We start from the raw sequence: 24,283 nt of genomic DNA on the forward strand, positions 1-24,283 counted from the left end.
GTGCCTCTGTGCTCACTTGCTGGATCACAAGGCCTTCACCTTGGGTCAATACATACAATACCGAATAATCAGCCGGTACCACTGCATCTCCATTGGCATGTGCCGATATCATTACCTCTCCTGTTGAACATACCTGTGTCTCCGTTGCTGTCAATGTGCCTGCGTCTGCAAGGCAAGGCTCATTGTCAGTAATAGTAAAAATGATATAATCGGTATCACAAGACCAGCCTAAGCCATGATCAAATGCATGTAAGGTTGCCTTAACCCTAAATGTTCCAGTACCTAAATTCCATTCGTTATTTCCCGCAGGAAATGTGTATGGTAATAGGTTCTCGACAATCTGATAATTTTCATCAGTGTCTAAATTAGTAATTTTGTAACGTAAACTTTGGGAATACCCATGAATAATAGAGTTCAAATAAAAACCATCAGGTATTTCACTAAGATCATAAGTGCCATAGTCTTCAATTGCTATTGATTCTTGTCCATTTGTAAACTCAAAATTCTCGATGCTACCACACCACCTAGAATCTGTTTGAGCAAAACTAGAAATGAACAAACTCAACATTAAAACAAATAGGTTAGTTTTCAGATTTGGGGTCTGGAAAAGTAACTTGTTTCTCATTGCTTATTTTGTTTAACGTTTTATGTTATAAAGTTAAACAAAATGCAATTTCAATTATTTACTGGCATAAAATTTTAAGATTTATTAACAAGAAATCAGATAAAATGCTAAAAAATAAGGATTATTGGTTTAAACTAAGATTTTGATGTTAGCATAGCTATTTCTCAATGCTTTTTGAGAATCATCGTCATTGAGCCATTTCACTTTTGTTATACCTTCTTTTTCTTGTGGAAATAATTTACCGTTAAACTTAGTTTTCATTTCAAACCAATAGGTAATCTTTATTTTGTGCCTACCATTTCGTTTAAAAATATGATAAGTGGTAGCTAATTCCTTAGTAATTTTTAATGCCTCGACACCCGTTTCTTCCTCAACTTCTCTTATTGCAGTTTCCCGAATTGATTCTTTACCCTCAATTTTACCCTTTGGCAAATCCCACTTGTTATTACGATAAATAAATAAGATCTCATTATTAGCATTATATACTTTGCCGCCACCAGCAACAACATTAGGCAACAACTTGAGAAAACTTGGTAAAAGTTTATCTGGATTTTTATGAACTAAGTGAACTCCCTTTAAATTTGTAGAATTAAGAGTTTTAATAACCTTTCCAATATTTACTGATTTGAGCAAAAATGATTTGAAATCAGTTTCATGCTCTATTTCCGTTGTCAATATTATAGGTTTATTACCTACATAAACAGTGTACATTAATAAAATGATTATTTACTTGGTACGGTAAAAATAAAATTTTTTAACCGTTCAACTTTAAATTGCAATTAATTTAAATTTAAAATTTTATTACATCTTAATTTGATTAATTTTGCATCATGATTTTTAATAAGGAAACCGCAAAAAAAACGGCTGAAGTTTTATTACAGATAAACGCTATAAAACTGCAACCTAATGACCCATTCACTTGGGCCTCTGGCTGGAAATCACCAATTTATTGTGATAATAGAATTGTTCTTTCTTACCCTCAAATTAGAAATTATGTTAGGGAAACTATGGCAAAGCACATTGAAGAACATTATGGCAAACCAGACGTAATAGCGGGTGTTGCTACTGGAGCAATAGGTATCGGTGCACTGGTGGCAGAATATTTAAATCTGCCTTTTATTTACGTAAGACCAGAAGCTAAAAAACATGGCAGACAAAATCAAATTGAAGGCTATATTGAAAAAGGACAAAATGTAGTTGTGGTTGAAGATTTAATCAGTACAGGTAAAAGTAGTTTAAATGCGGTTAAGGCATTATTAGAGGCAGAAGTTATAGTTAAAGGCATGGTAGGTATCTTTTCTTACGGATTTGAAATTGCAAAAGATAATTTTGAAAAAGCTAATGTGCAGTTACATACACTTGGTAACTATGAGACTTTATTAGAACAGGCCCTTGATACTAATTATATTACACAAAAGCAACAAGACATTTTAACAAAATGGAATGCCAATCCTGGCGAATGGAACGCAAATTGATGTAATTATTGTAAAAATACAATTTATGAATTTAGAATCACCAACGGTAACACTTGACAAATCACCTGAAGAAACTTATAACTTTTTATCAAAAGTTGAAAATTTTGAATCTCTAATGCCAGAAAACATTAGCAAGTTTGAAGTTTTGGAAGATGACAAATTTGTTTTTGCTTTAAAGGGAATGCCAGAGATTATATTAAAGAAGAAGGAAGAAACACCGCACAATAAGATTGTGTTAGGAGCTGCAGGAGGTAAATTAGATTTTTCCTTAACTAGCCAAATTTCGGAAGTTTCTATTAACCAAAGTGAGGTTCAATTAATCTTTGATGGTGAATTCAATGCAATGATGGCAATGATGATTAAAGGTCCAATAAGTAAATTCATTGAAACTTTAGCCACTAATTTGGAAACAGCCTTTTAATACATTAAATTAATTTCCTTTAGATCGAAGGTTCGCAATATTTCGTCTTCCGTCCAAACAATTAATTTCCCTGTTGTATCTATTCCTTTGATTATACCTGATAAAATTTCGTCATTGTTCAATTTGAAGGTTGATGGTTTATCCATTCTGAATAGTTGAGCTTCATATTTATTCTTTATCAAGGGCAGATCATCTGATTCAAGTAGGTCAAAATGATATTTCAATTGCTTTAGTATTTCAGATAGAATTTCATCCTTACTATAAATAACACCTGTTAAAAGACTAAGTGATGAGGCTTGGTGTAAATTCTGAAAAAATTTCTGATTTATATTTAACCCTATTCCTATAATTGAACCAACCAAATTGTTGTTCTTTATAATATTTTCGATTAAAATGCCACATATTTTCTTATTTGCTGACAAAATGTCGTTAGGCCATTTTATACTTAAATGAAGAATTTGGAATTTCCTTAATGCTTCTGTTATTGCCAACGAAACGCACATACTAATATAAAACTGTTGGTCAATTTTAAGCTTTGATATTTTCTTAAACACACTAAGTGTAAGGTTCTTACCAGATTCAGTCTCCCATTTTGTTCCCATTTGACCTCTACCATTGGTTTGATGCTCACATACAACAACAGTATAATCTTGGGGCAACGACGTTAAAGTCATTCCCTTTAGATAGGCATTTGTAGAGTCAATGGCATCAAGTTTGATTATATACATTTCAACCGGAGTTTTATTTTATGGTTTTCTTATGAGAAATTCAACTTACAAGAACTAAAAAAATAATAACTTTGCATAAATTTAAATTAAATTAATGACGAAAGAAAAACCTAGTGCAGACCAACTCATTACAACGATAATTGGTGGTATAGAGGAGGTTAAAGGTAAAGAAATTACAATTTTAGATTTAAGAGAAATAGAAAATACTGTTTGCGATTATTTTATAGTATGTGAAGGTACTTCAAACACTCAAGTTAACGCGATAGTTAATTCCATCCAAAAACAAGTTAGTAAAACCTTAAGAGATAAGCCATGGCATGTTGAAGGTGAAGACAATGCAGAATGGGTATTAATGGATTATGTAAACGTGGTAGTACATGTATTTCAAAAGCATGTGCGCGAATATTACGATATAGAAAGTCTTTGGGGAGATGCTAAAACTACCCAAATTGAAACAAGTTATTAAAAAGAGAAAAGCTACGAATGGCAAAGGATAATAAAAATTTAAACAAGAAACCTAAAGTAAGCCCGTATTGGGTATATGGCGTAATAATCGCTGTATTCTTATCAATACAATTATTTTCTGGTGGTTTTGCAAGTTCAACTGGTACACAAACTACACCTGCTCAATTTTTAGAGTATTTAGATAATGGTGAGGTTTCAAAAGTTGAAATAGTGAATAAAAGAGAAGCACGTGTTTATTTAACTAAAGAAGCACAGCAACTAGAAATTCACAAGAAGTCAAAACCAAAAACAATTTTACCTTCTGTTTCACCAATTCCTAATTATAAATTTGAATTTGGTGATCTTCAGAATTTTGAAAAAGATATTAGACAAAGTATTCAAGACAATAATCTTATTACTGAAGTTAAATATGAAACTGAGCAAAATGTTTGGGGAGATTTTCTTCTTACACTTTTACCTTTTATACTCATAATAGGTGTTTGGATATTTATAATGCGAAGAATGTCATCTGGTGGTGGCGGAGGCGCTGGAGGCCAAATATTTAATATTGGTAAATCCAAAGCTAAACTGTTTGATGAAAAAACCGATACTAAAACTTCATTTAAGGATGTTGCCGGACTTGAAGGCGCAAAAGAAGAAGTACAAGAAATTGTAGATTTTTTAAAATTCCCAGAAAAATATACGGCGCTAGGTGGTAAAATTCCCAAAGGTGCATTGTTAGTTGGACCTCCGGGAACAGGAAAAACCTTATTGGCAAAAGCTGTTGCTGGTGAAGCACAGGTACCATTTTTCTCACTATCAGGTTCTGACTTTGTTGAAATGTTTGTTGGTGTTGGTGCATCTCGTGTAAGAGACTTGTTTAAACAAGCAAAGGAGAAATCACCTTCTATAATATTTATTGATGAAATTGATGCAATTGGTAGAGCCCGTGGTAAAAGCAATTTTTCAGGTTCTAATGATGAAAGGGAGAATACTCTAAATCAGCTCTTAACAGAAATGGATGGTTTTGGTACAAATACAAATGTTATTGTATTAGCAGCAACCAATAGAGCTGACGTGTTAGACAGTGCATTGATGAGGGCAGGTCGTTTTGATAGACAGATCTATGTAGATCTACCAGACGTAAGAGAGCGTAAAGAGATTTTTGAGGTTCATCTTAGACCACTTGTAAAAGATGATTCTTTAGATATCGATTTCTTGGCAAAACAAACTCCTGGTTTTTCTGGAGCAGATATTGCGAATGTATGTAATGAGGCCGCATTAATTGCAGCGAGAAAAGGTAACAAAACTGTAAACAAGCAGGATTTCTTGGATGCCGTAGATAGAATTATAGGTGGTTTAGAAAAGAAAAATAAAATAATTACTCCAGATGAAAAGCGAGCTGTTGCCTTCCATGAAGCAGGACATGCAACCGTTAGTTGGATGTTAGAACATGCAGCTCCATTAGTAAAAGTAACCATTGTCCCTAGAGGACGCTCCCTAGGTGCTGCATGGTATTTGCCAGAAGAGCGCCTTATTGTAAGACCAGAACAAATGTTAGACGAGATGTGTGCCGCCTTAGGTGGTAGAGCAGCTGAGCAGGTTATTTTTGGCAAAATATCTACAGGAGCATTAAGTGATTTAGAAAAAGTTACAAAACAAGCGAGAGCTATGGTAACTATCTATGGTTTAAGTGAAAAAGTAGGTAATTTAACTTACTATGATTCATCAGGTCAATCAGAATACGGTTTCACTAAACCTTATAGTGAACAAACGGCTGAGTTAATTGACAAAGAAATTTCTGATATCATTGAGAAACAATATGATAGAGCAGTAGATTTATTAGCTGCAAATAAGGACAAACTGACTCAGCTTGCTGAAGTATTATTAGATAAAGAAGTAATATTTAAAGATAATCTCGAGAAAATCTTTGGAAAACGTCCCTATGATAAGGATGAAAAACTAACCGAAGAAGAAGAATAGAGACGCTTTACATCTTATAAAAAACTTAAATTGACTAAATGTTAATTTAAGTTTTTTTATATTTGATAAATACACTAACTACAGCATTAATAGCGACAATTGAATGAGCTTATTTCGTAAACTCTTCGGGAAAAAAAAGGATCCTTCTGAAGAAACTATACCAAATGAAGAGCGTGGCAAGTATATGCCAGAAATCAAGTTGCCTGCTGATGAGAGATTTACGATAAATTTTAAGGCAAATGGCGGTAAGTTTCTATATTGCGAAAATATGGATGAGATTAAGGATAGCTTTAATTCTATTTTAAGTGAAAATGATTGGCATAATAAAAAAGCTTTTATCTTGGATGAGCGCCTTGAGAATTTATTTAAAGGCTTTGAACTTAATAAATCTAGAAAAATATCTGAAACCTCTTTTTTCCTTTCAACTTGTGAGTATTTGATTTCCGATGATGGGTCATTGCTTATTTCATCAAACCAGATAGCCGAGAAGAAATTAAAAGAACTACCTCATGATTTTATTATATATGCTACCACTAGCCAATTTGTAGAAAATATTGGAGAGGGTTTAAAAGGTATAAAAGAAAAAAGTAAAGCTAGCATTCCTACAAATATTACTACCATCAAACATTTCAAAGCTGCAGATGATAAAGATTTTTTAACATATGGTAGTAGTGCGAAAAACTTATACTTACTTCTATTAGAAGATTTATAATGAAAGAGCTATCCATTAGAGCCATTTCTGGAATTATTTATGTTTTATTGTTGATTGGCTCATTATACTATCAAACTGGATTGGTAATTGTAATGGCTATTTTCGGTATTCTTAGTTTGGCTGAATTCAGTAAACTCATTAAACTAAAATCATTCATTCAATACGTCCTTTTTTTACTGATGTACATTACATTTTGGTATGTATGTTTATTGGAAAATATGTCTGTCAGTAATGAGGTTATTCAGATTTTGCTAGTAGTGACAATTTTTGTAAACTTAATTTTAATCAAAGATTTATTCACGGAAAATAACATACCACTTTTTGAATCCAAACGATTTATTTTAACCACTTTTTACTTAACCAGTGGGTTTATATTCATGCTATTAATTGCAAACTATAATAACCGTTTTACTCCTCTTCTATTGCTTGGTGGTTTTATATTGGTTTGGGTTAATGATAGTGCGGCATATTTAATTGGCAAGAATTTTGGAAAGCAAAAATTGTTTCCACGTATATCACCTAAAAAAACAGTTGAAGGATTTTTGGGCGGTCTTTTCTTCGCATGTGTATCGAGTTCTTTTATTTTCAGTTATACTGAAACCCTAACTTCAACAAACTGGCTCATCTTAGCTATTATTGTAAGTGTTATGGGGACTTTTGGCGACTTAATAGAGTCTAAATTTAAACGACAAGCTGATGTAAAAGATAGTGGAGTAATTATGCCAGGTCATGGTGGATTATTAGACCGGCTAGATAGTCTTATCTTTGCATCACCATTTATTTATTTATTCCTTAGAATTTTAAATTATGTTTCATAAAGAAGGTCATAAAATAGTATTTATAACGCTTGTAATTGTAGTAGGCTTATTTTTTTTAATTGATGGTTTTATAACTATTGAATGGTTAAGAAAGGGGTTAATGATTGGTATATTAATTTTCTTTATACTAATACTTCAATTTTTCAGAAATCCCAAACGACATACGCATTTCAATGAAAATCATGTCTTGTCACCCGTTGATGGTAAAGTTGTGGTAATTGAGGAAGTATTTGAAAAGGAGTTTTTTGATGACAAACGTATTCAGGTATCTGTATTCATGTCACCACTAAATGTGCATGTAACTCGTTACCCAATTTCTGGAAATGTAATATTTTCTAAATATCATCCAGGCAAATATTTAGTCGCTTGGCATCCTAAGGCAAGTGAGGAAAATGAACGAACAACTGTTGTTTTAGAAAATAATACTATTGGCAAAGTACTATATAGACAAATTGCTGGAGCATTGGCAAAACGTATAGTTAATTATGCTAAAACAAATACAAAGGTATCTCAAGGAGATGATTCTGGATTCATAAAATTTGGTTCGCGTGTAGATTTATTTTTACCTTTAGATGCTCAGTTGAAAGTTGAGTTAAATCAAAAAGTACGTGGTGGCGAGAGCGTTATAGCAGAAATGTAATGGCTGCAAAAAAATTAGACATAGAATTTGATGAAGCTGTAGATCGTGTTAACGGTCATACTGAACCTTTTCCAGCTGATTTTTTGTTACGCCTATATGCCTATTATAAAAAAGCGACTAACGATTATGGCAGACCTAATAGTAGGAAACCAATAATAAATGCTTTCAAGACCAATGCCTTGTTTCAGATACAGGATATTAGCGAAGATCAAGCCAAAGAAGAGTATATAAAACTTGTAAATAACTACTTCCTATATAGAGAATAATAGTATTTAAAAATCAATTATTCCATTATTCACTAAGCCATTATTTAATCTTCAGACTTTGGTAGATTAATTCCATTCTTTAAAATCACAACTCCCATTGCAACCAACCACAATACCTTAACTTGAAATAATGGTTTATAAATTTCAAAATTATCAGGAATACCCATAATTACAGCCATAGCTGCTAAACCTAATAGAGCAGTAAACCACCCCAACAATTTGCTGACCATATTCCATTTTATAAATGCAAAACCTAGCAATACCAATCCTACGCCAGAGAAAACACGTCCAAATCTTATAAAACAAGTAACATATTGGTTTGTGTATAAAATATCATTGACAAATGCTTCAATTTCCATTGCTGTTTTTCCTGCAGTTTCACCTACACCCCAAGCTCCAAAATTATAGAAGTAAGCATTTGCAATAGCCAGGGTAAATGTTCCAATTATAACCATTCCCGCACCAGGCAATATAACAACTCTATATGGTTTTCTTGCCGTTGCCGCTACCAAGGCGAATAATGAAATTCCCATCGTTACCCAACCAAATATATGAATCCGATAAATCCAAATCCAAGTCCAAACACTTTCACCAATTGCTTCAAAATCCGAGGCAACAATATATTCTCCTATATGATGTGGAGACAAGGCCCAACCAAACCATAATAATAGAGCCGCCAAAATAAAAGCCCAACCTGTAAATCTTGTCTCAAAGTTCTTTTGAATATTGTCCATTTCAATCTAATTTTATTTGAATTTGTTCAATTTACCATTATAGGCGACTTTTTTATGTAACTTATGTTACATGGTATTTCAGACATTCAAAGTATCTTTTAGAGTTAAATTGAAGAATGAATTAAAAGCAGTGTTTTGAAGAGAAGAGATTTTGTAAAAAAAACTACTTTATCATCCTTGGCAACAATAATTGGTGCGGAAGTCGTTTTCGGTTCTAATTTAATTGAAGGTTATACGCCTATAGCACTTCAAGACCCAGATCCTTTCAAGCTTTTTAATAAGCATAAGGATATGGTAGTGCTTAATAATAAACCATGGAATATTGAAGCGCAAGCCCATTTATTAGATGATAAGATTACTCCAAACTCATCTATGTTTGTTAGAAATAATGGATTTGTTCCAGAAGATATTGATGTTAAAAATTGGACCCTAACTATTGATGGTGAATCCGTAAAAAATAAAAAAGTTTACACGTTAAGTGAATTAAAATCTAAATTCAATCAACACACATATCAATTAACCCTTGAGTGTGGCGGCAACGGTAGGTCGGAATTTGATCCTCCTGCCAAAGGGAATCAATGGACTGTTGGTGCCGTACATTGTGCATCTTGGACAGGCGTTCGTCTAGGTGATGTTTTAAAGGATGCTGGTATAAAAAGCAATGCAGTTTATATTGGATATCATGCAATAGATAAACACTTAAGTAGAGACCCTAATAAAGAACCAATTTCAAGGGGGTGTCCTATGTCAAAAGCATTACAAGAAGAAACGTTATTAGCTTTTAAAATGAACGGTGAAGATATTCCTCTTATACATGGTTATCCCTTGAGACTTGTTGCTGGTGGTTGGCCAGCTTCTGTATCTGGAAAATGGGTAAATAGAATTAGCATACGAGATAAAATACATGATGGCACTAAAATGACAGGAACTGCATATCGCATTCCTTGCAAACCAGTGGCACCAGGATCTAAGGTGAAAGATGAGGATATGTGTATAATTGAATCTATGCCTGTAAAATCACTAATTACCTACCCTAAATCAGGAGCAATAATTAAGGACGGCAAGGCACTTAATATAAGAGGCCATGCATGGGCAGGAGAATTGAAAGTGTCTAAAATGGAATTTTCTATTGATTTTGGAGTTACGTGGAACGAATGCGAATTAGATGAACCAGCAAATAGACTAGCATGGCAACATTTTTCTGCAAAAATATATTTCCCGCAGCCAGGATATTATGAAGTTTGGGCAAAGGCAACAGATAGTGATGGTAAATCACAGCCTATGATTTTGCCAGGTTGGAACCCAAAAGGCTACTTAAACAATGCGAGTCACCGAATTGCAATTAAAGTAAAATAATGGGCAAGGAACCTTCATTTAATTCACAAGTTAGAAGTATATACCAATTATTAATGGTATTGTTCTTATTGTTTGTTATTGCTGGCGGTAGTCTAATTTATTATGTAAATAATCCTGGAGCATTTAGCTTCAAAAAGAAGTCAAACAATTTAGTTGCGATTCCTATTGAAGATGATTCTGATCGTATAGAAAATGGTATTCACCTAAGAACAGGATTGATTGAGGCTGAAGGATTAATGACCGTAGTTAATAATTGCACCAATTGCCACTCGGCAAAATTAGTAACTCAAAATAGAATGAGTGCTGATAGTTGGAATTCAACAATCAAATGGATGCAAGAGACTCAAAACCTTTGGGATTTGGGTGGTAATCAAGAAATAATTGTCAATTATCTTGTAGCAAATTACCCACCAATAGCAAAAGGTAGACGAATGATATTAACCAATGTAGATTGGTATGAATTGGAAGAATAGTATTTTATTATTAGTAATCTGTTGGTCTTGCCAGAATAACAATGTAAAAGCAATTACAGAGACAGATGTTGATTATCTAATTGAAGCAACAGAATTAAAATCAATAATCAACAATTCTAATATTAAACTATTAGATTTTAGAAAAAAAGAAGATTATGACAATGGCCATATAGCAGGTGCATTGAACATCTCAAGGAGTGATATTGAAGATAAAAACTATCCATACGGTGGAATGATGGCAAGTAGAATACAAATGGAAGATCTACTGGGAAAACTTGGTATAAGTAACAGAGACACCATTATAATTTATGATGATAATGGTATGTGTGAAGCGGCAAGGTTTTGGTGGATATTGCAAAATTATAATTATAATAAAGTAAGAATGTTAAATGGAGGAATAGTTGATTGGATTAATAATAATGGTAAAATAACAACCACTATTCCGGAAATAACAAAAACCAATTTCAGATTAAATAGTAAACCAAAATTGAAATACTATGTTTCTAAAAATCAGGTTTTTAAAGCTCTGAAACCTAAGACTGTGATAATTGACACAAGAAACTCTGATGAGTTTTCTGGAAAATACAAGAAAAAGGGAGCAGAAAAACCAGGAAGAATACCGAATAGTATAAACATAGATTGGGCAAATAATATAAATTATCATGGTAATAAACGCCTAAAATCTATAAAAGAATTAGAAAGTATTTACAATAAATTAAATATTAAAAAAACAGATTCAATAATTTTGTATTGTCATAGCGGTGTACGTTCAGCAAACACAACCTTTGTACTAACTCAATTATTAGGATACAAAAATGTTATGAACTATGATGGATCGTGGACGGAGTGGAGTCAATATGATGAGCTCCCCTTCGAAAATGATTTTCATCCAATAAATTAAAAAGTAAAATGGAAAAGTATTTAGACGCTTTTGTTAACGCCTTTAATGGCACATTAGATTGGACATGGAAATCAATAATTTTTGAGGTGCCATGGTATACAAATTATTTTTGGGGACTGATTGCCATTTCACTTGTTGTATGGTTGTTAGAAATCGTATTTCCTTGGCGTAAAAATCAATCAATATTTAGACGAGATTTTTGGTTAGATGCATTTTATATGTTCTTCAATTTTTTTATGTTCTCCATTGTCATAAGTGGTGTATATAAGATTATTGGATTGCTTTTTGGCGAAATTAACATCACAGCAAAAAGCATTGCCCTTCTAGACATATCTAACTGGTCTCCTGCACTTCAATTGTTCATTTTCTTTATTATTCTAGATTTTGTACAATGGTTTACACATGTTCTTTTACACCGTTACAAGTTTTTATGGAATTTTCACAAGGTTCATCACAGCGTAAAAGAAATGGGATTTGCAGCACATCTAAGATATCATTGGATGGAGAACATTTTATATAAGCCTCTGAAAACATTTGGTGTGATGCTAATTGGTGGGTTTGAACCAGAACAAGCTTTTATTGTGCATTTTATCGCTATTGCCATAGGACATCTCAATCACTCCAATATTAAGATAACTTGGGGGCCTTTAAAGTATGTCTTCAATAATCCAGTAATGCATTTATACCATCATGCATATCATTTACCAGAAGGTAAACACGGCGTAAATTATGGTATAAGTTTAAGTCTATGGGACTATATTTTTAAAACCAATTACGTGCCAGAAGATAGCGGAACTATAGAAATTGGATTTAAAGGCGATGACAAATTTCCTCAAGATTTCATAGGCCAAAATACCTATGGATTTGGAAAACAGAGTAAATAAATAAGCTATTGATTATTTCAATAGAATCGTATTTAATAAAACAAGGATAGATAATTAATCCCTTATTAAAGGCATTGTGGAACAGCGTAGTAAACCACCTTGTTTACCAACTTCGGCATAAGGTACTTTTTCTACAGTAATACCTTGTTTATCAAACCAGGTGTTCAAGCGGTCAAAATTAATTTCGGAGATCACTACATCTGGAGCAATAGAAAATATGTTGCTTTTCATATTGTACATCTCGTCCTTGGTAATTTCAAAAACATTTTCCTTACCAAAGAAGTTAACCAGCCACTGGTATTCCTCTTCTATAAAAAAGCCGTTCTTGTGAAGAATTGCCTTGCCATTACCAACGGGTTGGAAACAGCAATCTAAATGTAAGGCATTGTTTCTTGGGTCTGTATTGCTCTTACGTAACTCAAAAGATTTCACTGTTTTATTCGGAAAATGGTCTCTGAGCATCTTTACGGCGAGACTATTGGTTCGAGCTGTTATCAAGTCCTTATAATCCGGTTTAGTATAAACACCCACAAAAATATAGTCGTTATGGAGTATTACGTCGCCACCTTCTATATGCGCTTCATGAGGCAGGGTTATTATGTTTCTACGGTCTATCTGGTCGAGCACATAACGAATGGCCTCAATCTCCTCCTGTCGATCTGGTAAGATGTTGCAGTCAATGATCTTATTATCAATAACCAAAGCGATATCACGCGCAAAGATCTGGTTGACATTTTCGATCACCTCAGGACGATATACCTTGATGTCGTACTTTTCAAAGACCGTGCTAACGGCATCCATCTCTTTAACCATATCCTCTTCTTTAGGGTATGTTCCAGCCAATATATGCTCTAAGGATTTTGGATCGTAGGCTTGATCAGGTGTTGGAATTGGACCACTTTTTTCGGCAGTACCTAAAACAACAGCTCTTAGTCGTGATGTTTCGTTTTGAATATTCAGTTTTAACATGCGTCAAAAATAAAAAAAAGCTTCATATGAGGTATGAAGCTTCCGTTGCTAAATAATTTAATTAGCGTTGATCTATACTTTTAAATTCTCTATAAGTTGCACCAGTATATAATTGTCTTGGTCTACCAATAGGCTCTTTGCGCAGTCTCATTTCTCTCCATTGTGCAATCCAACCTGGCAAACGACCAAGTGCAAACATTACGGTGAACATTTCAACAGGTATTCCCATAGCTCGATATATTATACCCGAATAAAAGTCAACATTAGGATACAACTTTCTATCTACAAAATAAGGATCTTTTAAGGCCTCTTGCTCGAGTCCTTTAGCAATATCTAAAATAGGATCTTCTACACCTAAATCCCCTAAAACCTCATCTGCTGCCTTCTTAATTATACGTGCTCGTGGATCGAAATTTTTATAAACTCTATGACCGAAGCCCATTAAACGGAACGGATCATTTTTATCTTTAGCCTTAGCCATATACTTCTTAGTATCGCCACCATCTTCTTTTATTGCTTCAAGCATTTCCAATACTGCCTGGTTAGCACCACCATGTAGCGGTCCCCATAATGCAGATATTCCAGATGCAAGAGATACAAATAAACCGGCATGAGAAGAACCTGTGATTCTAACAGTTGATGTAGAACAATTCTGCTCATGGTCAGCATGTAAAATTAAGAGCTTATCCAATGCATTTACCAAAATAGGATTTTGTTCATAATCACTATTTGGGTTTTTAAACATCATTTTAAGAATATTTTCTACATACCCTAGTTTGTCATCACCGTATTCTAAAGGTAGACCATGTTTCTTTCTCATAGTCCAAGCAACAAGAATTGGGAATTTTCCTAAAATCCTAACGATAGAATCATACATTGCTTGTTCTGAACTAACATCTACTGGTGATGGATAAAAAGCTGTTAATGCACTCGTCAATGAAGATAATACTCCCATTGGATGAGCAGACTTTGGAAATGCATCTAGTATTTTTTTGATATCATCATCTACCAAAGATTTTGCTTTGATATCTGAATGGAATTTATCAAGTTGTTCTTGGTTTGGTAGCTCTCCAAAAATTAGCAAGTAGGCTACTTCCAAAAAATCTGCTTTTTCAGCAAGTTCCTCAATAGAATATCCTCTGTATCTTAAAATGCCTTTTTCACCATCTAAAAATGTAATTCCACTTTCACAGCTACCAGTATTCTTATAACCAGGATCTAGTGTAATTAGACCTCCCGTGGCATTCCTTAGAGTTTTTACATTGATAGCAACCTCATTTTCTGTTCCTCTCACTATAGGGAATTCATACTTCTTACCATCAATTTCTAGTGTAGCTTTATCTGACATTTTTTTTATTATTGAATGTTATTTCTAAAAGGAGTGTAAAATTACAAAATATCAAACGATTTCGCTAGTGGAATTATAATCGTTTTAACAGATTTTAGATTACAAAAAAAAGCTGAAACCTGTAATTAGATTTCAGCCTTAATAAACTCAAAAACTATTCTATTTCTTTATAACAAGTTTTTTATCTAGTATTAATCCATCAGCATTAATTCTAATTAAGTAAACACCATTAGAAAGGTTAAAACTATTCATCTTTATTACATTAGAATTAACACCATATCTCTTATTATATATTTCTCTACCTTGAATATCATATAGTTGTATATTGACATCTTGAAAATCTCTGTTTAATACTATATTGAAGTCTCCCTTATTCGGATTTGGATAAATCATAATATTACTATTATCAAATTGGTCGGTACCCAAAACTGGAACAATATTAAAATTGAATTCTTGATTTCCAAGTATAGCACTTGCATTACCTTCAACTGAAAACTTGAAACTATCAGGATCTGTATTAGCACCACCATGCGAGTAAGAAAATGATCCATTTTGAATATCCGTTTGAGTGAACGTATTGCCAATTGCAATTGGTACAGCATTTAATAAAAGTGTACCATTTGAAGGTGCTTGAGTTATTATATAAGTAAGATCATTATTTGTTGCTCCAGGTTGCGCCACTTCGAGTTCAGATAAATTTATAACCGTAGAATTGCCTTCATCCAAAGTGATATCTGTTTTATTTACAATTGTTACGTCATTAACTATTTGCAATTCACCACAAATAGTAACACTAAACTGGTTGAATGTACCACCTGCTGAATTGGATGTTCTGTCTGTTGCCAATAATACCCAGGTACCTTGACCATTAGAACCATCAAATCTGGCAAAAGCCTGGCTTGGTAACACATTACCACTTACCCTCGGAGTACCAGAACAAGATAATGATGAACCTGTATCAGTAAACGTTACATTAAAGTTGTTACCGTTAGCACAGTCTCTATTATAAACTTCTGCAAATATTCCTGTTGGAGAACTAAATTGCATCTTAATGTCACCAACATCACTATGGGTAGCGTCCATAAAAAAGGTCACATCACTAACAACAATATCGTCTGGTACATCAACCCTAGCACTTACCGCATTGTTAGAACCTGTTTCCCATGTATTATCACCGTTTTCAAAATACTCATTGTCATAGGTATTACAAACATCATTTGCGGTTTGGAATACATATATCTCCCCAAAGTCACCTGCTAAACAAGTATTCTCTGGTTTAACTCTCCAATAGTAAATAGTTCCTGCTAATAAATTGGTTGTTTGATATTCCGTCTCATTAATAACAGTAGTTGATTCAACAATTGATGAAAAATCAGGACTATCAGAAACCTCTACGTCATATTGTGATGCACTACTAAGTGCATTCCAAGACAACAATAGATCAGAAGATTGATTCTGTGCGCCATTTAAAGGCGTAGACAGTGAAACCTCTCCAATATTATTATCGAAAACATTTAACAGAATATCAAAAGTCTCTGTAACAAATGTTGTTTGTCCTTCGCCTTGAACTGTAATAGGATAATTACCAGGAACAACACCACCTGTATTAGAAATTGTCATTGTGAAAGCTCCATTAGAACTTATAGACGTCGGAGAAAATGTTGCTATTCCACCACCAGGCAAACCAATGGCTGACAGAACTACATTTTCGGTAAATCCTGGAGCAGGAGCATAATCTAAATTGAAAACAGCATCAGTTGGTTGACAAATAGATACAGTTGGCTGATTAGCTGTTATCTCAAAAGTCCCTGCTTTTATTTCAAAATCTGCATTAGATAAATCAAAAAAGATATTACTAGATGCTTCAATTTTTATTCTATTAGTAGTGCCGACATTGTCAGGTACTGTAATGTCATGAGAACCGTCATTAGTTGTATTTGATGCCAAAGTTACCGGATAAGTATAACCACCATCAGTTGACAATAAAATATTGACATTTGCGGATAAAGACGCTGTATTATTTACATTCCATGTTACAGTTTTAGTTTCACCTGCATACCATACTTCACTTCCTATATTTGGCGAAGACACTAAAAATGGTCCGGCAGAACCGGAAACTGTTATTATAGTATCATCTTGATCTGTTTGACCTCCTAAAGTAGAGTTATCTCTAACGGTTAATCTAAAATCTAACTGACGTCCAACACTAGGAAGAACCTCCCATGTAGGTGTTTCATTATTAATAACTGCTTCTAAGTTCGGAAAAGTTCTAGTTGGATCACTTACAGGAAAGTTGGTTCTAAACACTGGGCCTCCAGCGTTTGTAGATAATGGTGGTTGTGCATAAGTACCATCGTTATCGTATTGCTCCCAGTTGTAGGTTAATACATCACCACTATCTGGATCTGATGAACCACTCGCATCTAAAATAAATGGTGTTGATATTGGAATAGTATAATTTGAACCTGCATCCGCTGTTGGCTGCGTATTTGCAATTGTAATTTCTGTTTCACATGCATCTGCCAAAATTGATGAAGACATCTGTACTATACTCCTTGCATGGAAATAACCATCACTATTATCTTGTACATTAGGAGCACAAATACCTGCATAACCCATTATTGTTGACGCACTTCCAGGTTCGTAATCATCACTAACTTTAGATCCGAAACACGCATTATAATAAGTATGACCTGCACCATATTGGTGACCAATCTCATGAGAAACATAATCAATATCAAATGGATCAAATTCTGGTGTTACAATTCCAGTAACACCTCTACCCTTAGATGATGTTGCACAAGGACTTGTCCCTGCAATTCCACCACCACCAGTACTAAATACATGACCTATATCATAGCCTCCTGTCCCAATTAATCCAGATATATTCGATGTATTAACACCGAGCATTTGGCTACCACTATAATTATCATATGGTTCTGGGTCACCTCCAACCGAAAGCCCATTTTCATAAATTAATAAGTCATTATTTGCCACTAATTGAAATGTCACTGCGAAGTCACGTTCATAAACAGAATTTACACGAGCAACAGTTATAACCATTGCTGCTAAGGCATCAGCTTTTGCATTACCATTACCAATATTACCGTCATCATGATAAGCAGTATATTCGCTTGTACATGCTATGGCAAGATCATAGCGTCTCAGTTTACCATCTTGGATATTTCTATCAATTAGGCCAATATCAAAACTTTCATCAACCGTATCTTCAACCTCATCCGCATAACATCTCCAATTATCGTTTGCACTTCTGGTGTAATCTTTTCTATTATAAACAATATAGTTTGATCTATCATCTTTAGCATAAGGATCTATATAAACTGTTTTTTCACCGGTAATCACACCTCTAAAACCTTGAGAGGTAATCGTAAAATATATTTTGTGTAATGGATTACTTATACTCTGTCCAAAATAAGTCGAAATATTAGGATATCTCGAGGCAAGATCTGGGTGCATAACCTCTGTTTTCTGAACTCTATAATCCTCTAAAGTTCCATCAGGATTTGGAAATTGAATAATTGTATTACTCCCCGATAAACTACTTGAAATTCTCTTTGGTGCATTATCAATACTAGATGATAATTGATTTAAATTCAAAGAAAAGACTTTATAAGAATTAGGAATAATAACCCGCTCCAAATTCTGGGTTTTCTGAAAAAGTTCTGATTCTTGTTTTTTGACCCAAACATTCTTCTGATTTTGGGCAATAACTGGCAATATCATAACAAATGATACCAACGTGAGTAGTGTACGTTTCATAGTAGGTTGTTTATGTTTAATTAGATAAGGGCAACTTAACTAATAATTTTAAGCTGCGTAAAGTTAGGATTATAAAACTTAAAACCAAGGAAAAAAGTGAGTTTTTAACGATAAAGTGTTATTTTTTATCGTTAATATACATATTTTAGCTATATTTTGTAAGAATTTTAAACAAAAAAGGCGACATGTATATGTCGCCTTTTCTAATATATATTATTGAAATTAGTTCACCTTAAAGGCCTTTTCTTGTGGGAAATAAGCAACATCACCTAATTCTTCCTCTATACGAAGTAATTGATTGTATTTTGCCATACGATCACTTCTAGAAGCTGAACCAGTTTTAATCTGCCCCGTATTTAAGGCAACAGCTAGATCTGCAATAGTATTATCTTCTGTCTCTCCTGATCTGTGAGACATGACACATGTATAACCAGCATTCTTTGCCATATTCACTGCAGAAATTGTCTCAGTTAAAGAACCAATCTGGTTTACTTTAATAAGTATTGAATTAGCAATTCCGTTTTCTATACCTCTAGATAATCGTTCAACATTAGTTACAAATAAATCATCACCAACTAATTGAACGCTGTCACCAATTCTTTCTGTTAAATCTTTCCAGCCATCCCAATCATTTTCATCCATTCCGTCTTCAATAGAAATAATAGGATATTTAGATGCTAATTCTGCTAAATACTCAGCCTGCTCAGCACTTGTTCTTACAACACCTTTATCTCCTTCAAAAAGGGTATAATCATATTTACCATCTTTATAAAACTCGGCAGCTGCACAGTCTAGAGCTATCATTACTTCATCACCAAACTTATAGCCAGCCTTTTCAACAGCCTTTTTAATAGTATCTAATGCATCCTCTGTACCACCTGCCAAATTAGGCGCAAAACCACCTTCATCACCAACAGCAGTACTTAATCCTCTATCGTGTAAAACTTTCTTAAGGTTGTGGAAAATCTCTGTACCCATTTGCATAGCATGTGTGAAATTTTTTGCTTTCACTGGCATAACCATAAATTCTTGAAAAGCTATTGGTGCATCACTGTGTGAACCACCATTTATGATATTCATCATTGGTAATGGTAATGTGTTTGCAGAAACACCACCAACATATCTATACAATGGCATACCCAATTCGTTTGCTGCTGCTTTTGCAACTGCTAAAGAAACACCTAAAATTGCGTTAGCTCCTAGTCTTCCTTTATTTGGTGTACCGTCAATCTCAATCATCAATTGATCGATCATATTTTGTTCAAATACAGATATCCCTAATAATTCTTGAGCAATCACAGAATTTACATTCTCAACAGCTTTTAAAACACCTTTACCCATATACGTGTCACCACCATCTCTCAATTCAACTGCTTCATGCTCACCAGTAGATGCACCAGAGGGAACAGCTGCTCTTCCCATTATGCCACTCTCTGTTACAACATCAACCTCAACCGTAGGATTTCCTCTAGAATCTAAAATTTGTCTTGCGTGTACATTAATTATAATGCTCATTATTTTGTTTTTTTAATATTGATTTGTTCAAAATTACGAAAATCTAATGCGTAAAACAGAACAAAAATCATATTTGCGATTAATATTTACTATAATGTTTTCGTATCAAAAAAAACGCAAATAATCATCTGATTTATTGCGTTTTTTCTTATTTAAGCCTTCTTTATATTCTCTATAAACTGATCGAATAGATAAACGGAATCGTTAGGACCTGGACTTGCTTCAGGATGATATTGCACTGAGAAACAATTTTTACCCTTTATTTTAATTCCGGCAACTGTATCATCATTTAAATGTAAATGCGTGATTTCTACATTAGGATTAGCCTCTGTCTCTGCTCTATTAATAGCAAACCCATGATTTTGAGAAGTAATTTCTCCTTTGCCTGTAATTAGATTTTTTACAGGATGATTAATCCCTCTGTGGCCATTATGCATTTTGTAAGACGATATACCATTGGCTAATGCAATTACTTGATGTCCTAGACAAATTCCAAATAATGGTCTGTCCCTTTTAATGATTTCCCTGGCTACTTCTTGAGCTTCAACTAAAGGTTCTGGATCACCCGGACCATTTGACAAAAAATAACCGTCTGGATTGAAAGCTTCTAAATCTTCAAATTTTGAATTGTACGGGAACACCTTTACATAAGCATCTCTATTGGCTAAATTTCTTAATATGTTCTTTTTTATGCCAATATCTAAGGCTGCAATTTTATAAGTTGCATTTTCATTTCCAAAATAATAAGGTTCTTTAGTGGATACTTTAGAAGCCAATTCCAATCCTACCATAGATGGTACTTCTGCCAATTGTTTCTTTAAGGCTTCAATATTATCAACTTCAGTAGTAATCACGGCGTTCATAGCTCCATGATCTCTTATATAACTAACCAAAGCTCTTGTATCTACATCTGCAATTGCCAGTGTATTGTATTTTTCGAAGAATTCTTCAAGTGATAAATCAGCTCCTGGACGTGAATATTCAAAACTGAAATTTTTACAAATTAAACCAGCAATTTTAATATTATCAGATTCTACTTCATCAGACTTCGTACCATAATTACCAATATGAGCATTTGTTGTTACCATCAATTGACCATAATATGAAGGATCTGTAAAAATCTCTTGATATCCTGTGGTACCCGTATTAAAACACACTTCGCCAAATGCAGAACCCTCTTTACCTATTGATTTACCATAAAAAATTGTACCGTCTGCTAGTAAAATCAGGGCTTTCTTTCTTTGTTTATATTTCATTTTTCTCTATTGAAAAGTTTAATATTATAGGTTTCGCAAAAATCCAAAAAAAAAGGATAAACTTAAAAAGTTTACCCTTGATATTTATTAATGCTTATTAACATTTATTCTTCTTCGTTTGAAGCATTAGTATCAACTGGTGGAACCGTTGTTGCCTTCTTACCACCTCTTCTGCTTCTACGCGTTGTTTTCTTAGCAGACTTACCAGCATTATATAGCTCGTTATAATCTACTAATTCAATCATAGCCATATCAGCGTTATCACCTAGTCTGTTACCTAATTTGATGATACGTGTATATCCACCAGGACGATCACCTATCTTTGCAGCAACTTCTCTAAACAATTCTGCTACAGCATCTTTCTGTCTTAATTTAGAAAAAACAACACGTCTGTTGTGAGTTGTATCTGTTTTAGATTTTGTGATCATTGGCTCAATAAACTGCTTTAAAGCTTTAGCCTTGGCTGTAGTTGTGTTAATACGCTTATGCTCAATTAATGAACATGCCATATTTGCCAACATTGCTTTTCTATGCGCAGTTTTTCTACCTAAATGATTGAATTTTTTTCCGTGTCTCATGACTCTTGTTTTAAACCTTTATCTTGCTTCAACTTTTTTAAGGAGCAAAATATAAAGGAGTTATAATTAATCTTTATCTAATTTATATTTACTTAAATCCATTCCGAAATTAAGACCCTTAACGTTAACTAATTCTTCTAGTTCAGTTAAAGACTTCTTACCAAAGTTTCTGAATTTCATTAAATCATTTTTATTGAATGATACCAAATCTCCTAAAGTATCAACTTCTGCTGCTTTTAAACAATTCAATGCACGTACAGAAAGGTCCATGTCAACTAATTTAGTTTTCAATAATTGTCTCATGTGAAGTGACTCTTCATCATAAGTCTCTGTTTGTGCAATTTCATCAGCTTCTAATGTGATACGCTCATCTGAGAATAACATGAAGTGGTGAATTAATATTTTAGCTGCTTCTGTTAATGCATCTTTTGGATGAATTGAACCATCAGTAATGATTTCGAAAACTAATTTCTCGTAATCCGTTTTCTGCTCCACACGGAAATTTTCAATGCTATACTTAACATTTTTAATTGGTGTGTAGATTGAATCTGTAAAAATAGTACCTACAGGTGCAGATGCTTTTTTGTTTTCTTCAGCTGGAACATAACCTCTACCTTTCTCGATAGTAAGTTCCATATTGATATTCACTTTAGGGTCTAAGTTACAAATCACTAAATCAGTATTTAGTACTTGGAACCCAGAAATGAACTTTTGGAAATCACCAGCAGTGATTTGCTCTTGTCCAGAAATTGAAATCGTAACAGCTTCATTATCAATTTCATCAATTTGACGCTTAAAGTTAACTTGCTTTAAGTTCAAAATCATTTCAGTTACATCCTCAACAACACCAGAAATTGTAGAAAACTCATGATCTACACCTTCTATTCTAACTGATGTAATTGCGAATCCTTCTAAAGAAGATAATAAAACTCTTCTTAGTGCATTTCCTACTGTTAATCCATATCCTGGTTCTAGTGGTCTGAATTCGAATTTACCTTCGAAATCAGTAGAATCAATCATGATTACTTTGTCGGGTTTCTGAAAATTTAATATTGCCATTTTTGTCTTCGTTTTAATTGTTATTTAGTTGCGCGGAATACCAGTTTGAAGAAGACTAATAAACCCTTTGGCTAAATACCAATATGATTAGTTTTATTATTTAGAGTAAAGTTCAACGATGAATTGTTCGTTGATCTGCTCTGGTATTTGAATTCTAGCTGGCACAGAAACATATGTTCCTTCCATTGTATCAGTATTCCAAGTAATCCATTCATAAACACTACTAGAATTTGCTAATGAGTTTTGGATTGCTTCTAATGATTTAGACTTTTCTCTAACACTTACAACATCACCTGCTTTTAATTGGTAAGAAGGAACATTTACCTTTTCGCCATTAACTGTAATGTGTCTATGTGAAACTAACTGTCTAGCACCACTTCTTGTTGGAGCGACACCCATTCTGTAAACAACGTTATCTAAACGAGATTCACATAATTGAAGTAAAACCTCACCAGTAATTCCAGGTGCGGCAGTAGCTCTTTTAAACATGTTTCTGAACTGCTTTTCTAATATACCATAAGTATATTTTGCTTTTTGCTTCTCCATTAATTGGATAGCATACTCAGACTTTTTACCTCTTCTTTTGTTTGGGCCGTGTTGACCTGGAGGGTAGTTTCTTTTATCGAAGGCTTTATCATCTCCGAATATAGCTTGACCAAATTTTCGAGCTATTTTAGTTTTAGGACCAGTATATCTTGCCATTTTAAATTTAATTTGAGAGTGATTATAAAATTAAGGTCTTAAACTTATCCTCTTACAATCGTTAATCTCCCTGTTATACTTGTTTATTTTTTCAGTCTGCAAAATTACACATTAAATGTGCAATAAGCACAACTTATACTCTACGTCTTTTTGGTGGACGACAACCATTATGTGGTAATGGAGTTACATCAATAATTTCTGATACTTCAATACCTGAATTATGAATTGATCTGATAGCAGATTCTCTACCGTTACCAGGACCTTTTACATAAACTTTTACTTTCTTTAAACCAGCTTCTTTAGCAACAGCTACTGCATCTTCTGCTGCCAACTGAGCAGCGTATGGAGTATTCTTTTTAGAACCTCTAAAGCCCATTTTACCAGCAGATGACCAAGAAATTACGTCACCTTTTTTGTTTGTTAAAGAAACTATGATGTTATTAAAAGAAGCTGTTATATGTGCCTCTCCAATTGCATCAACGATTACTTTACGTTTTTTTGTACTTGACTTTGCCATGTTTTTTAGTTTCTAGTTGTTAGCTTTTAGTTGTTAGAATCCTAAACTTTTACATTTCAGACAGATTCATCTAACTTCTAATTACTAATGACTAATGTC

Annotated in this window: 25 protein-coding genes; 12 read left to right on the top strand and 13 right to left on the bottom strand. The window is 33.6% G+C overall.

Going from position 1 to position 24,283, the window contains the following annotated elements:
• Positions 1-625, bottom strand: a 625-nt coding sequence (locus ACFWV9_RS14495; protein ID WP_411895955.1) for a hypothetical protein, incomplete at its 3' end; no start/stop codon positions are given.
• Between the two features lie 129 nt (positions 626-754).
• Entirely contained in the window at positions 755-1,336 is a 582-nt protein-coding gene (locus ACFWV9_RS14500; RefSeq protein ID WP_411895956.1) for an NUDIX hydrolase, read from the bottom strand.
• 119 nt (positions 1,337-1,455) lie between these two features.
• On the opposite strand from ACFWV9_RS14500, the gene pyrE reads away from it, so the two are divergent.
• Both pyrE and ACFWV9_RS14510 read left to right on the top strand, forming a co-directional pair.
• Entirely contained in the window at positions 1,456-2,100 is a 645-nt protein-coding gene (gene pyrE, locus ACFWV9_RS14505) for an orotate phosphoribosyltransferase (protein ID WP_411895957.1), read from the top strand.
• A gap of 25 nt (positions 2,101-2,125) precedes the next feature.
• The gene (locus ACFWV9_RS14510; protein ID WP_411895958.1) at positions 2,126-2,521 is read left to right on the top strand and encodes an SRPBCC family protein; all 396 of its coding nucleotides are present in this window, start codon (positions 2,126-2,128) and stop codon (positions 2,519-2,521) included.
• Here the strand turns inward: ACFWV9_RS14510 and ACFWV9_RS14515 are convergent.
• Complete coding sequence (locus tag ACFWV9_RS14515; RefSeq protein ID WP_411895959.1) at positions 2,518-3,249, bottom strand: biotin--[acetyl-CoA-carboxylase] ligase; 732 nt, start codon at positions 3,247-3,249, stop codon at positions 2,518-2,520. The two genes, ACFWV9_RS14510 and ACFWV9_RS14515, sit on opposite strands and share 4 nt — an antisense overlap.
• Before the next feature lie 94 nt (positions 3,250-3,343).
• Here ACFWV9_RS14515 and rsfS point away from each other — a divergent pair, with 94 nt between their 5' ends.
• From rsfS to ACFWV9_RS14545, 6 genes are all read left to right on the top strand, one after another.
• Positions 3,344-3,715 (top strand): ribosome silencing factor, encoded by a 372-nt coding sequence (gene rsfS / locus ACFWV9_RS14520; protein ID WP_411895960.1) that lies wholly within the window; start codon positions 3,344-3,346, stop codon positions 3,713-3,715.
• Positions 3,716-3,732: 17 nt separating this feature from the next.
• The gene (ftsH, locus tag ACFWV9_RS14525) at positions 3,733-5,676 is read left to right on the top strand and encodes an ATP-dependent zinc metalloprotease FtsH (protein WP_411895961.1); all 1,944 of its coding nucleotides are present in this window, start codon (positions 3,733-3,735) and stop codon (positions 5,674-5,676) included.
• 103 nt (positions 5,677-5,779) lie between these two features.
• The gene (locus tag ACFWV9_RS14530) at positions 5,780-6,388 is read left to right on the top strand and encodes an LUD domain-containing protein (protein WP_411895962.1); all 609 of its coding nucleotides are present in this window, start codon (positions 5,780-5,782) and stop codon (positions 6,386-6,388) included.
• Complete coding sequence (locus tag ACFWV9_RS14535) at positions 6,388-7,206, top strand: phosphatidate cytidylyltransferase (protein WP_411895963.1); 819 nt, start codon at positions 6,388-6,390, stop codon at positions 7,204-7,206. Before ACFWV9_RS14530 ends, ACFWV9_RS14535 begins: the two co-directional genes overlap by 1 nt.
• Positions 7,196-7,846 carry a phosphatidylserine decarboxylase family protein gene (locus ACFWV9_RS14540; RefSeq protein WP_411895964.1) on the top strand — a complete coding sequence of 217 codons (651 nt, stop codon included), beginning with the start codon at positions 7,196-7,198 and terminating at the stop codon, positions 7,844-7,846. The genes ACFWV9_RS14535 and ACFWV9_RS14540 overlap by 11 nt, the downstream gene beginning before the upstream one ends.
• Positions 7,846-8,112 carry an acyl-CoA-binding protein gene (locus ACFWV9_RS14545; RefSeq protein WP_411895965.1) on the top strand — a complete coding sequence of 89 codons (267 nt, stop codon included), beginning with the start codon at positions 7,846-7,848 and terminating at the stop codon, positions 8,110-8,112. The genes ACFWV9_RS14540 and ACFWV9_RS14545 overlap by 1 nt, the downstream gene beginning before the upstream one ends.
• 44 nt (positions 8,113-8,156) lie before the next feature.
• On the opposite strand, the gene ACFWV9_RS14550 is transcribed toward ACFWV9_RS14545, so the two are convergent.
• Positions 8,157-8,846, bottom strand: a complete 690-nt coding sequence (locus tag ACFWV9_RS14550; protein WP_411895966.1) for a hypothetical protein — start codon at positions 8,844-8,846, stop codon at positions 8,157-8,159.
• A gap of 135 nt (positions 8,847-8,981) precedes the next feature.
• Here ACFWV9_RS14550 and ACFWV9_RS14555 point away from each other — a divergent pair, with 135 nt between their 5' ends.
• Genes ACFWV9_RS14555 through ACFWV9_RS14570 form a run of 4 tightly spaced genes read left to right on the top strand, consistent with a single transcriptional unit; the run spans position 8,982 to position 12,460 of the window.
• Complete coding sequence (locus ACFWV9_RS14555) at positions 8,982-10,202, top strand: sulfite oxidase (RefSeq protein WP_411895967.1); 1,221 nt, start codon at positions 8,982-8,984, stop codon at positions 10,200-10,202.
• Positions 10,202-10,675, top strand: a complete 474-nt coding sequence (locus ACFWV9_RS14560) for a monoheme cytochrome C (protein WP_411895968.1) — start codon at positions 10,202-10,204, stop codon at positions 10,673-10,675. Before ACFWV9_RS14555 ends, ACFWV9_RS14560 begins: the two co-directional genes overlap by 1 nt.
• Entirely contained in the window at positions 10,659-11,576 is a 918-nt protein-coding gene (locus ACFWV9_RS14565) for a sulfurtransferase (protein ID WP_411895969.1), read from the top strand. The genes ACFWV9_RS14560 and ACFWV9_RS14565 overlap by 17 nt, the downstream gene beginning before the upstream one ends.
• Positions 11,577-11,584: 8 nt before the next feature.
• Positions 11,585-12,460, top strand: coding sequence for a sterol desaturase family protein (locus ACFWV9_RS14570; RefSeq protein WP_411895970.1), 876 nt, complete (start codon positions 11,585-11,587; stop codon positions 12,458-12,460).
• A gap of 54 nt (positions 12,461-12,514) precedes the next feature.
• On the opposite strand, the gene ACFWV9_RS14575 is transcribed toward ACFWV9_RS14570, so the two are convergent.
• From ACFWV9_RS14575 to rpsK, 9 genes are all read right to left on the bottom strand, one after another.
• A complete protein-coding gene (locus tag ACFWV9_RS14575; protein ID WP_411895971.1) occupies positions 12,515-13,429 on the bottom strand; it encodes a dimethylarginine dimethylaminohydrolase family protein in 915 nt (304 codons plus the stop codon).
• Positions 13,430-13,490: 61 nt separating this feature from the next.
• Positions 13,491-14,777 (bottom strand): citrate synthase, encoded by a 1,287-nt coding sequence (locus ACFWV9_RS14580; protein WP_411895972.1) that lies wholly within the window; start codon positions 14,775-14,777, stop codon positions 13,491-13,493.
• A gap of 159 nt (positions 14,778-14,936) precedes the next feature.
• The gene (locus ACFWV9_RS14585) at positions 14,937-18,557 is read right to left on the bottom strand and encodes a reprolysin-like metallopeptidase (protein ID WP_411895973.1); all 3,621 of its coding nucleotides are present in this window, start codon (positions 18,555-18,557) and stop codon (positions 14,937-14,939) included.
• A 222-nt stretch (positions 18,558-18,779) separates the two neighbouring features.
• On the bottom strand, positions 18,780-20,072 hold the full coding sequence (eno, locus tag ACFWV9_RS14590; RefSeq protein WP_411895974.1) for a phosphopyruvate hydratase: 1,293 nt from the start codon (positions 20,070-20,072) through the stop codon (positions 18,780-18,782).
• A 152-nt stretch (positions 20,073-20,224) separates the two neighbouring features.
• Positions 20,225-21,328, bottom strand: a complete 1,104-nt coding sequence (gene carA / locus ACFWV9_RS14595; protein ID WP_411895975.1) for a glutamine-hydrolyzing carbamoyl-phosphate synthase small subunit — start codon at positions 21,326-21,328, stop codon at positions 20,225-20,227.
• 104 nt (positions 21,329-21,432) lie between these two features.
• Entirely contained in the window at positions 21,433-21,906 is a 474-nt protein-coding gene (rplQ, locus tag ACFWV9_RS14600; protein WP_411895976.1) for a 50S ribosomal protein L17, read from the bottom strand.
• 66 nt (positions 21,907-21,972) lie between these two features.
• Positions 21,973-22,965, bottom strand: coding sequence for a DNA-directed RNA polymerase subunit alpha (locus ACFWV9_RS14605; RefSeq protein WP_411895977.1), 993 nt, complete (start codon positions 22,963-22,965; stop codon positions 21,973-21,975).
• A gap of 96 nt (positions 22,966-23,061) precedes the next feature.
• Positions 23,062-23,667, bottom strand: coding sequence for a 30S ribosomal protein S4 (gene rpsD, locus ACFWV9_RS14610; protein ID WP_411895978.1), 606 nt, complete (start codon positions 23,665-23,667; stop codon positions 23,062-23,064).
• A 133-nt stretch (positions 23,668-23,800) separates the two neighbouring features.
• Positions 23,801-24,184, bottom strand: a complete 384-nt coding sequence (gene rpsK / locus ACFWV9_RS14615; RefSeq protein ID WP_411895979.1) for a 30S ribosomal protein S11 — start codon at positions 24,182-24,184, stop codon at positions 23,801-23,803.
• Positions 24,185-24,283: the final 99 nt, after the last annotated feature.

This window comes from Winogradskyella sp. A2, assembly GCF_046762865.1.
Lineage (GTDB): Bacteria > Bacteroidota > Bacteroidia > Flavobacteriales > Flavobacteriaceae > Winogradskyella.

Excerpts from the sequence above, each read along its gene's own strand:
- ACFWV9_RS14500 (WP_411895956.1), bottom strand. The coding sequence starts at position 1,336 with ATGTACACTGTTTATGTAGGTAATAAACCTATAATATTGACAACGGAA.
- pyrE (WP_411895957.1), top strand. The coding sequence starts at position 1,456 with ATGATTTTTAATAAGGAAACCGCAAAAAAAACGGCTGAAGTTTTATTA.
- ACFWV9_RS14510 (WP_411895958.1), top strand. The coding sequence starts at position 2,126 with ATGAATTTAGAATCACCAACGGTAACACTTGACAAATCACCTGAAGAA.
- ACFWV9_RS14515 (WP_411895959.1), bottom strand. The coding sequence starts at position 3,249 with ATGTATATAATCAAACTTGATGCCATTGACTCTACAAATGCCTATCTA.
- rsfS (WP_411895960.1), top strand. The coding sequence starts at position 3,344 with ATGACGAAAGAAAAACCTAGTGCAGACCAACTCATTACAACGATAATT.
- ftsH (WP_411895961.1), top strand. The coding sequence starts at position 3,733 with ATGGCAAAGGATAATAAAAATTTAAACAAGAAACCTAAAGTAAGCCCG.
- ACFWV9_RS14530 (WP_411895962.1), top strand. The coding sequence starts at position 5,780 with ATGAGCTTATTTCGTAAACTCTTCGGGAAAAAAAAGGATCCTTCTGAA.
- ACFWV9_RS14535 (WP_411895963.1), top strand. The coding sequence starts at position 6,388 with ATGAAAGAGCTATCCATTAGAGCCATTTCTGGAATTATTTATGTTTTA.
- ACFWV9_RS14540 (WP_411895964.1), top strand. The coding sequence starts at position 7,196 with ATGTTTCATAAAGAAGGTCATAAAATAGTATTTATAACGCTTGTAATT.
- ACFWV9_RS14545 (WP_411895965.1), top strand. The coding sequence starts at position 7,846 with ATGGCTGCAAAAAAATTAGACATAGAATTTGATGAAGCTGTAGATCGT.
- ACFWV9_RS14550 (WP_411895966.1), bottom strand. The coding sequence starts at position 8,846 with ATGGACAATATTCAAAAGAACTTTGAGACAAGATTTACAGGTTGGGCT.
- ACFWV9_RS14560 (WP_411895968.1), top strand. The coding sequence starts at position 10,202 with ATGGGCAAGGAACCTTCATTTAATTCACAAGTTAGAAGTATATACCAA.
- ACFWV9_RS14565 (WP_411895969.1), top strand. The coding sequence starts at position 10,659 with ATGAATTGGAAGAATAGTATTTTATTATTAGTAATCTGTTGGTCTTGC.
- ACFWV9_RS14570 (WP_411895970.1), top strand. The coding sequence starts at position 11,585 with ATGGAAAAGTATTTAGACGCTTTTGTTAACGCCTTTAATGGCACATTA.
- ACFWV9_RS14575 (WP_411895971.1), bottom strand. The coding sequence starts at position 13,429 with ATGTTAAAACTGAATATTCAAAACGAAACATCACGACTAAGAGCTGTT.
- ACFWV9_RS14580 (WP_411895972.1), bottom strand. The coding sequence starts at position 14,777 with ATGTCAGATAAAGCTACACTAGAAATTGATGGTAAGAAGTATGAATTC.
- ACFWV9_RS14585 (WP_411895973.1), bottom strand. The coding sequence starts at position 18,557 with ATGAAACGTACACTACTCACGTTGGTATCATTTGTTATGATATTGCCA.
- eno (WP_411895974.1), bottom strand. The coding sequence starts at position 20,072 with ATGAGCATTATAATTAATGTACACGCAAGACAAATTTTAGATTCTAGA.
- carA (WP_411895975.1), bottom strand. The coding sequence starts at position 21,328 with ATGAAATATAAACAAAGAAAGAAAGCCCTGATTTTACTAGCAGACGGT.
- rplQ (WP_411895976.1), bottom strand. The coding sequence starts at position 21,906 with ATGAGACACGGAAAAAAATTCAATCATTTAGGTAGAAAAACTGCGCAT.
- ACFWV9_RS14605 (WP_411895977.1), bottom strand. The coding sequence starts at position 22,965 with ATGGCAATATTAAATTTTCAGAAACCCGACAAAGTAATCATGATTGAT.
- rpsD (WP_411895978.1), bottom strand. The coding sequence starts at position 23,667 with ATGGCAAGATATACTGGTCCTAAAACTAAAATAGCTCGAAAATTTGGT.
- rpsK (WP_411895979.1), bottom strand. The coding sequence starts at position 24,184 with ATGGCAAAGTCAAGTACAAAAAAACGTAAAGTAATCGTTGATGCAATT.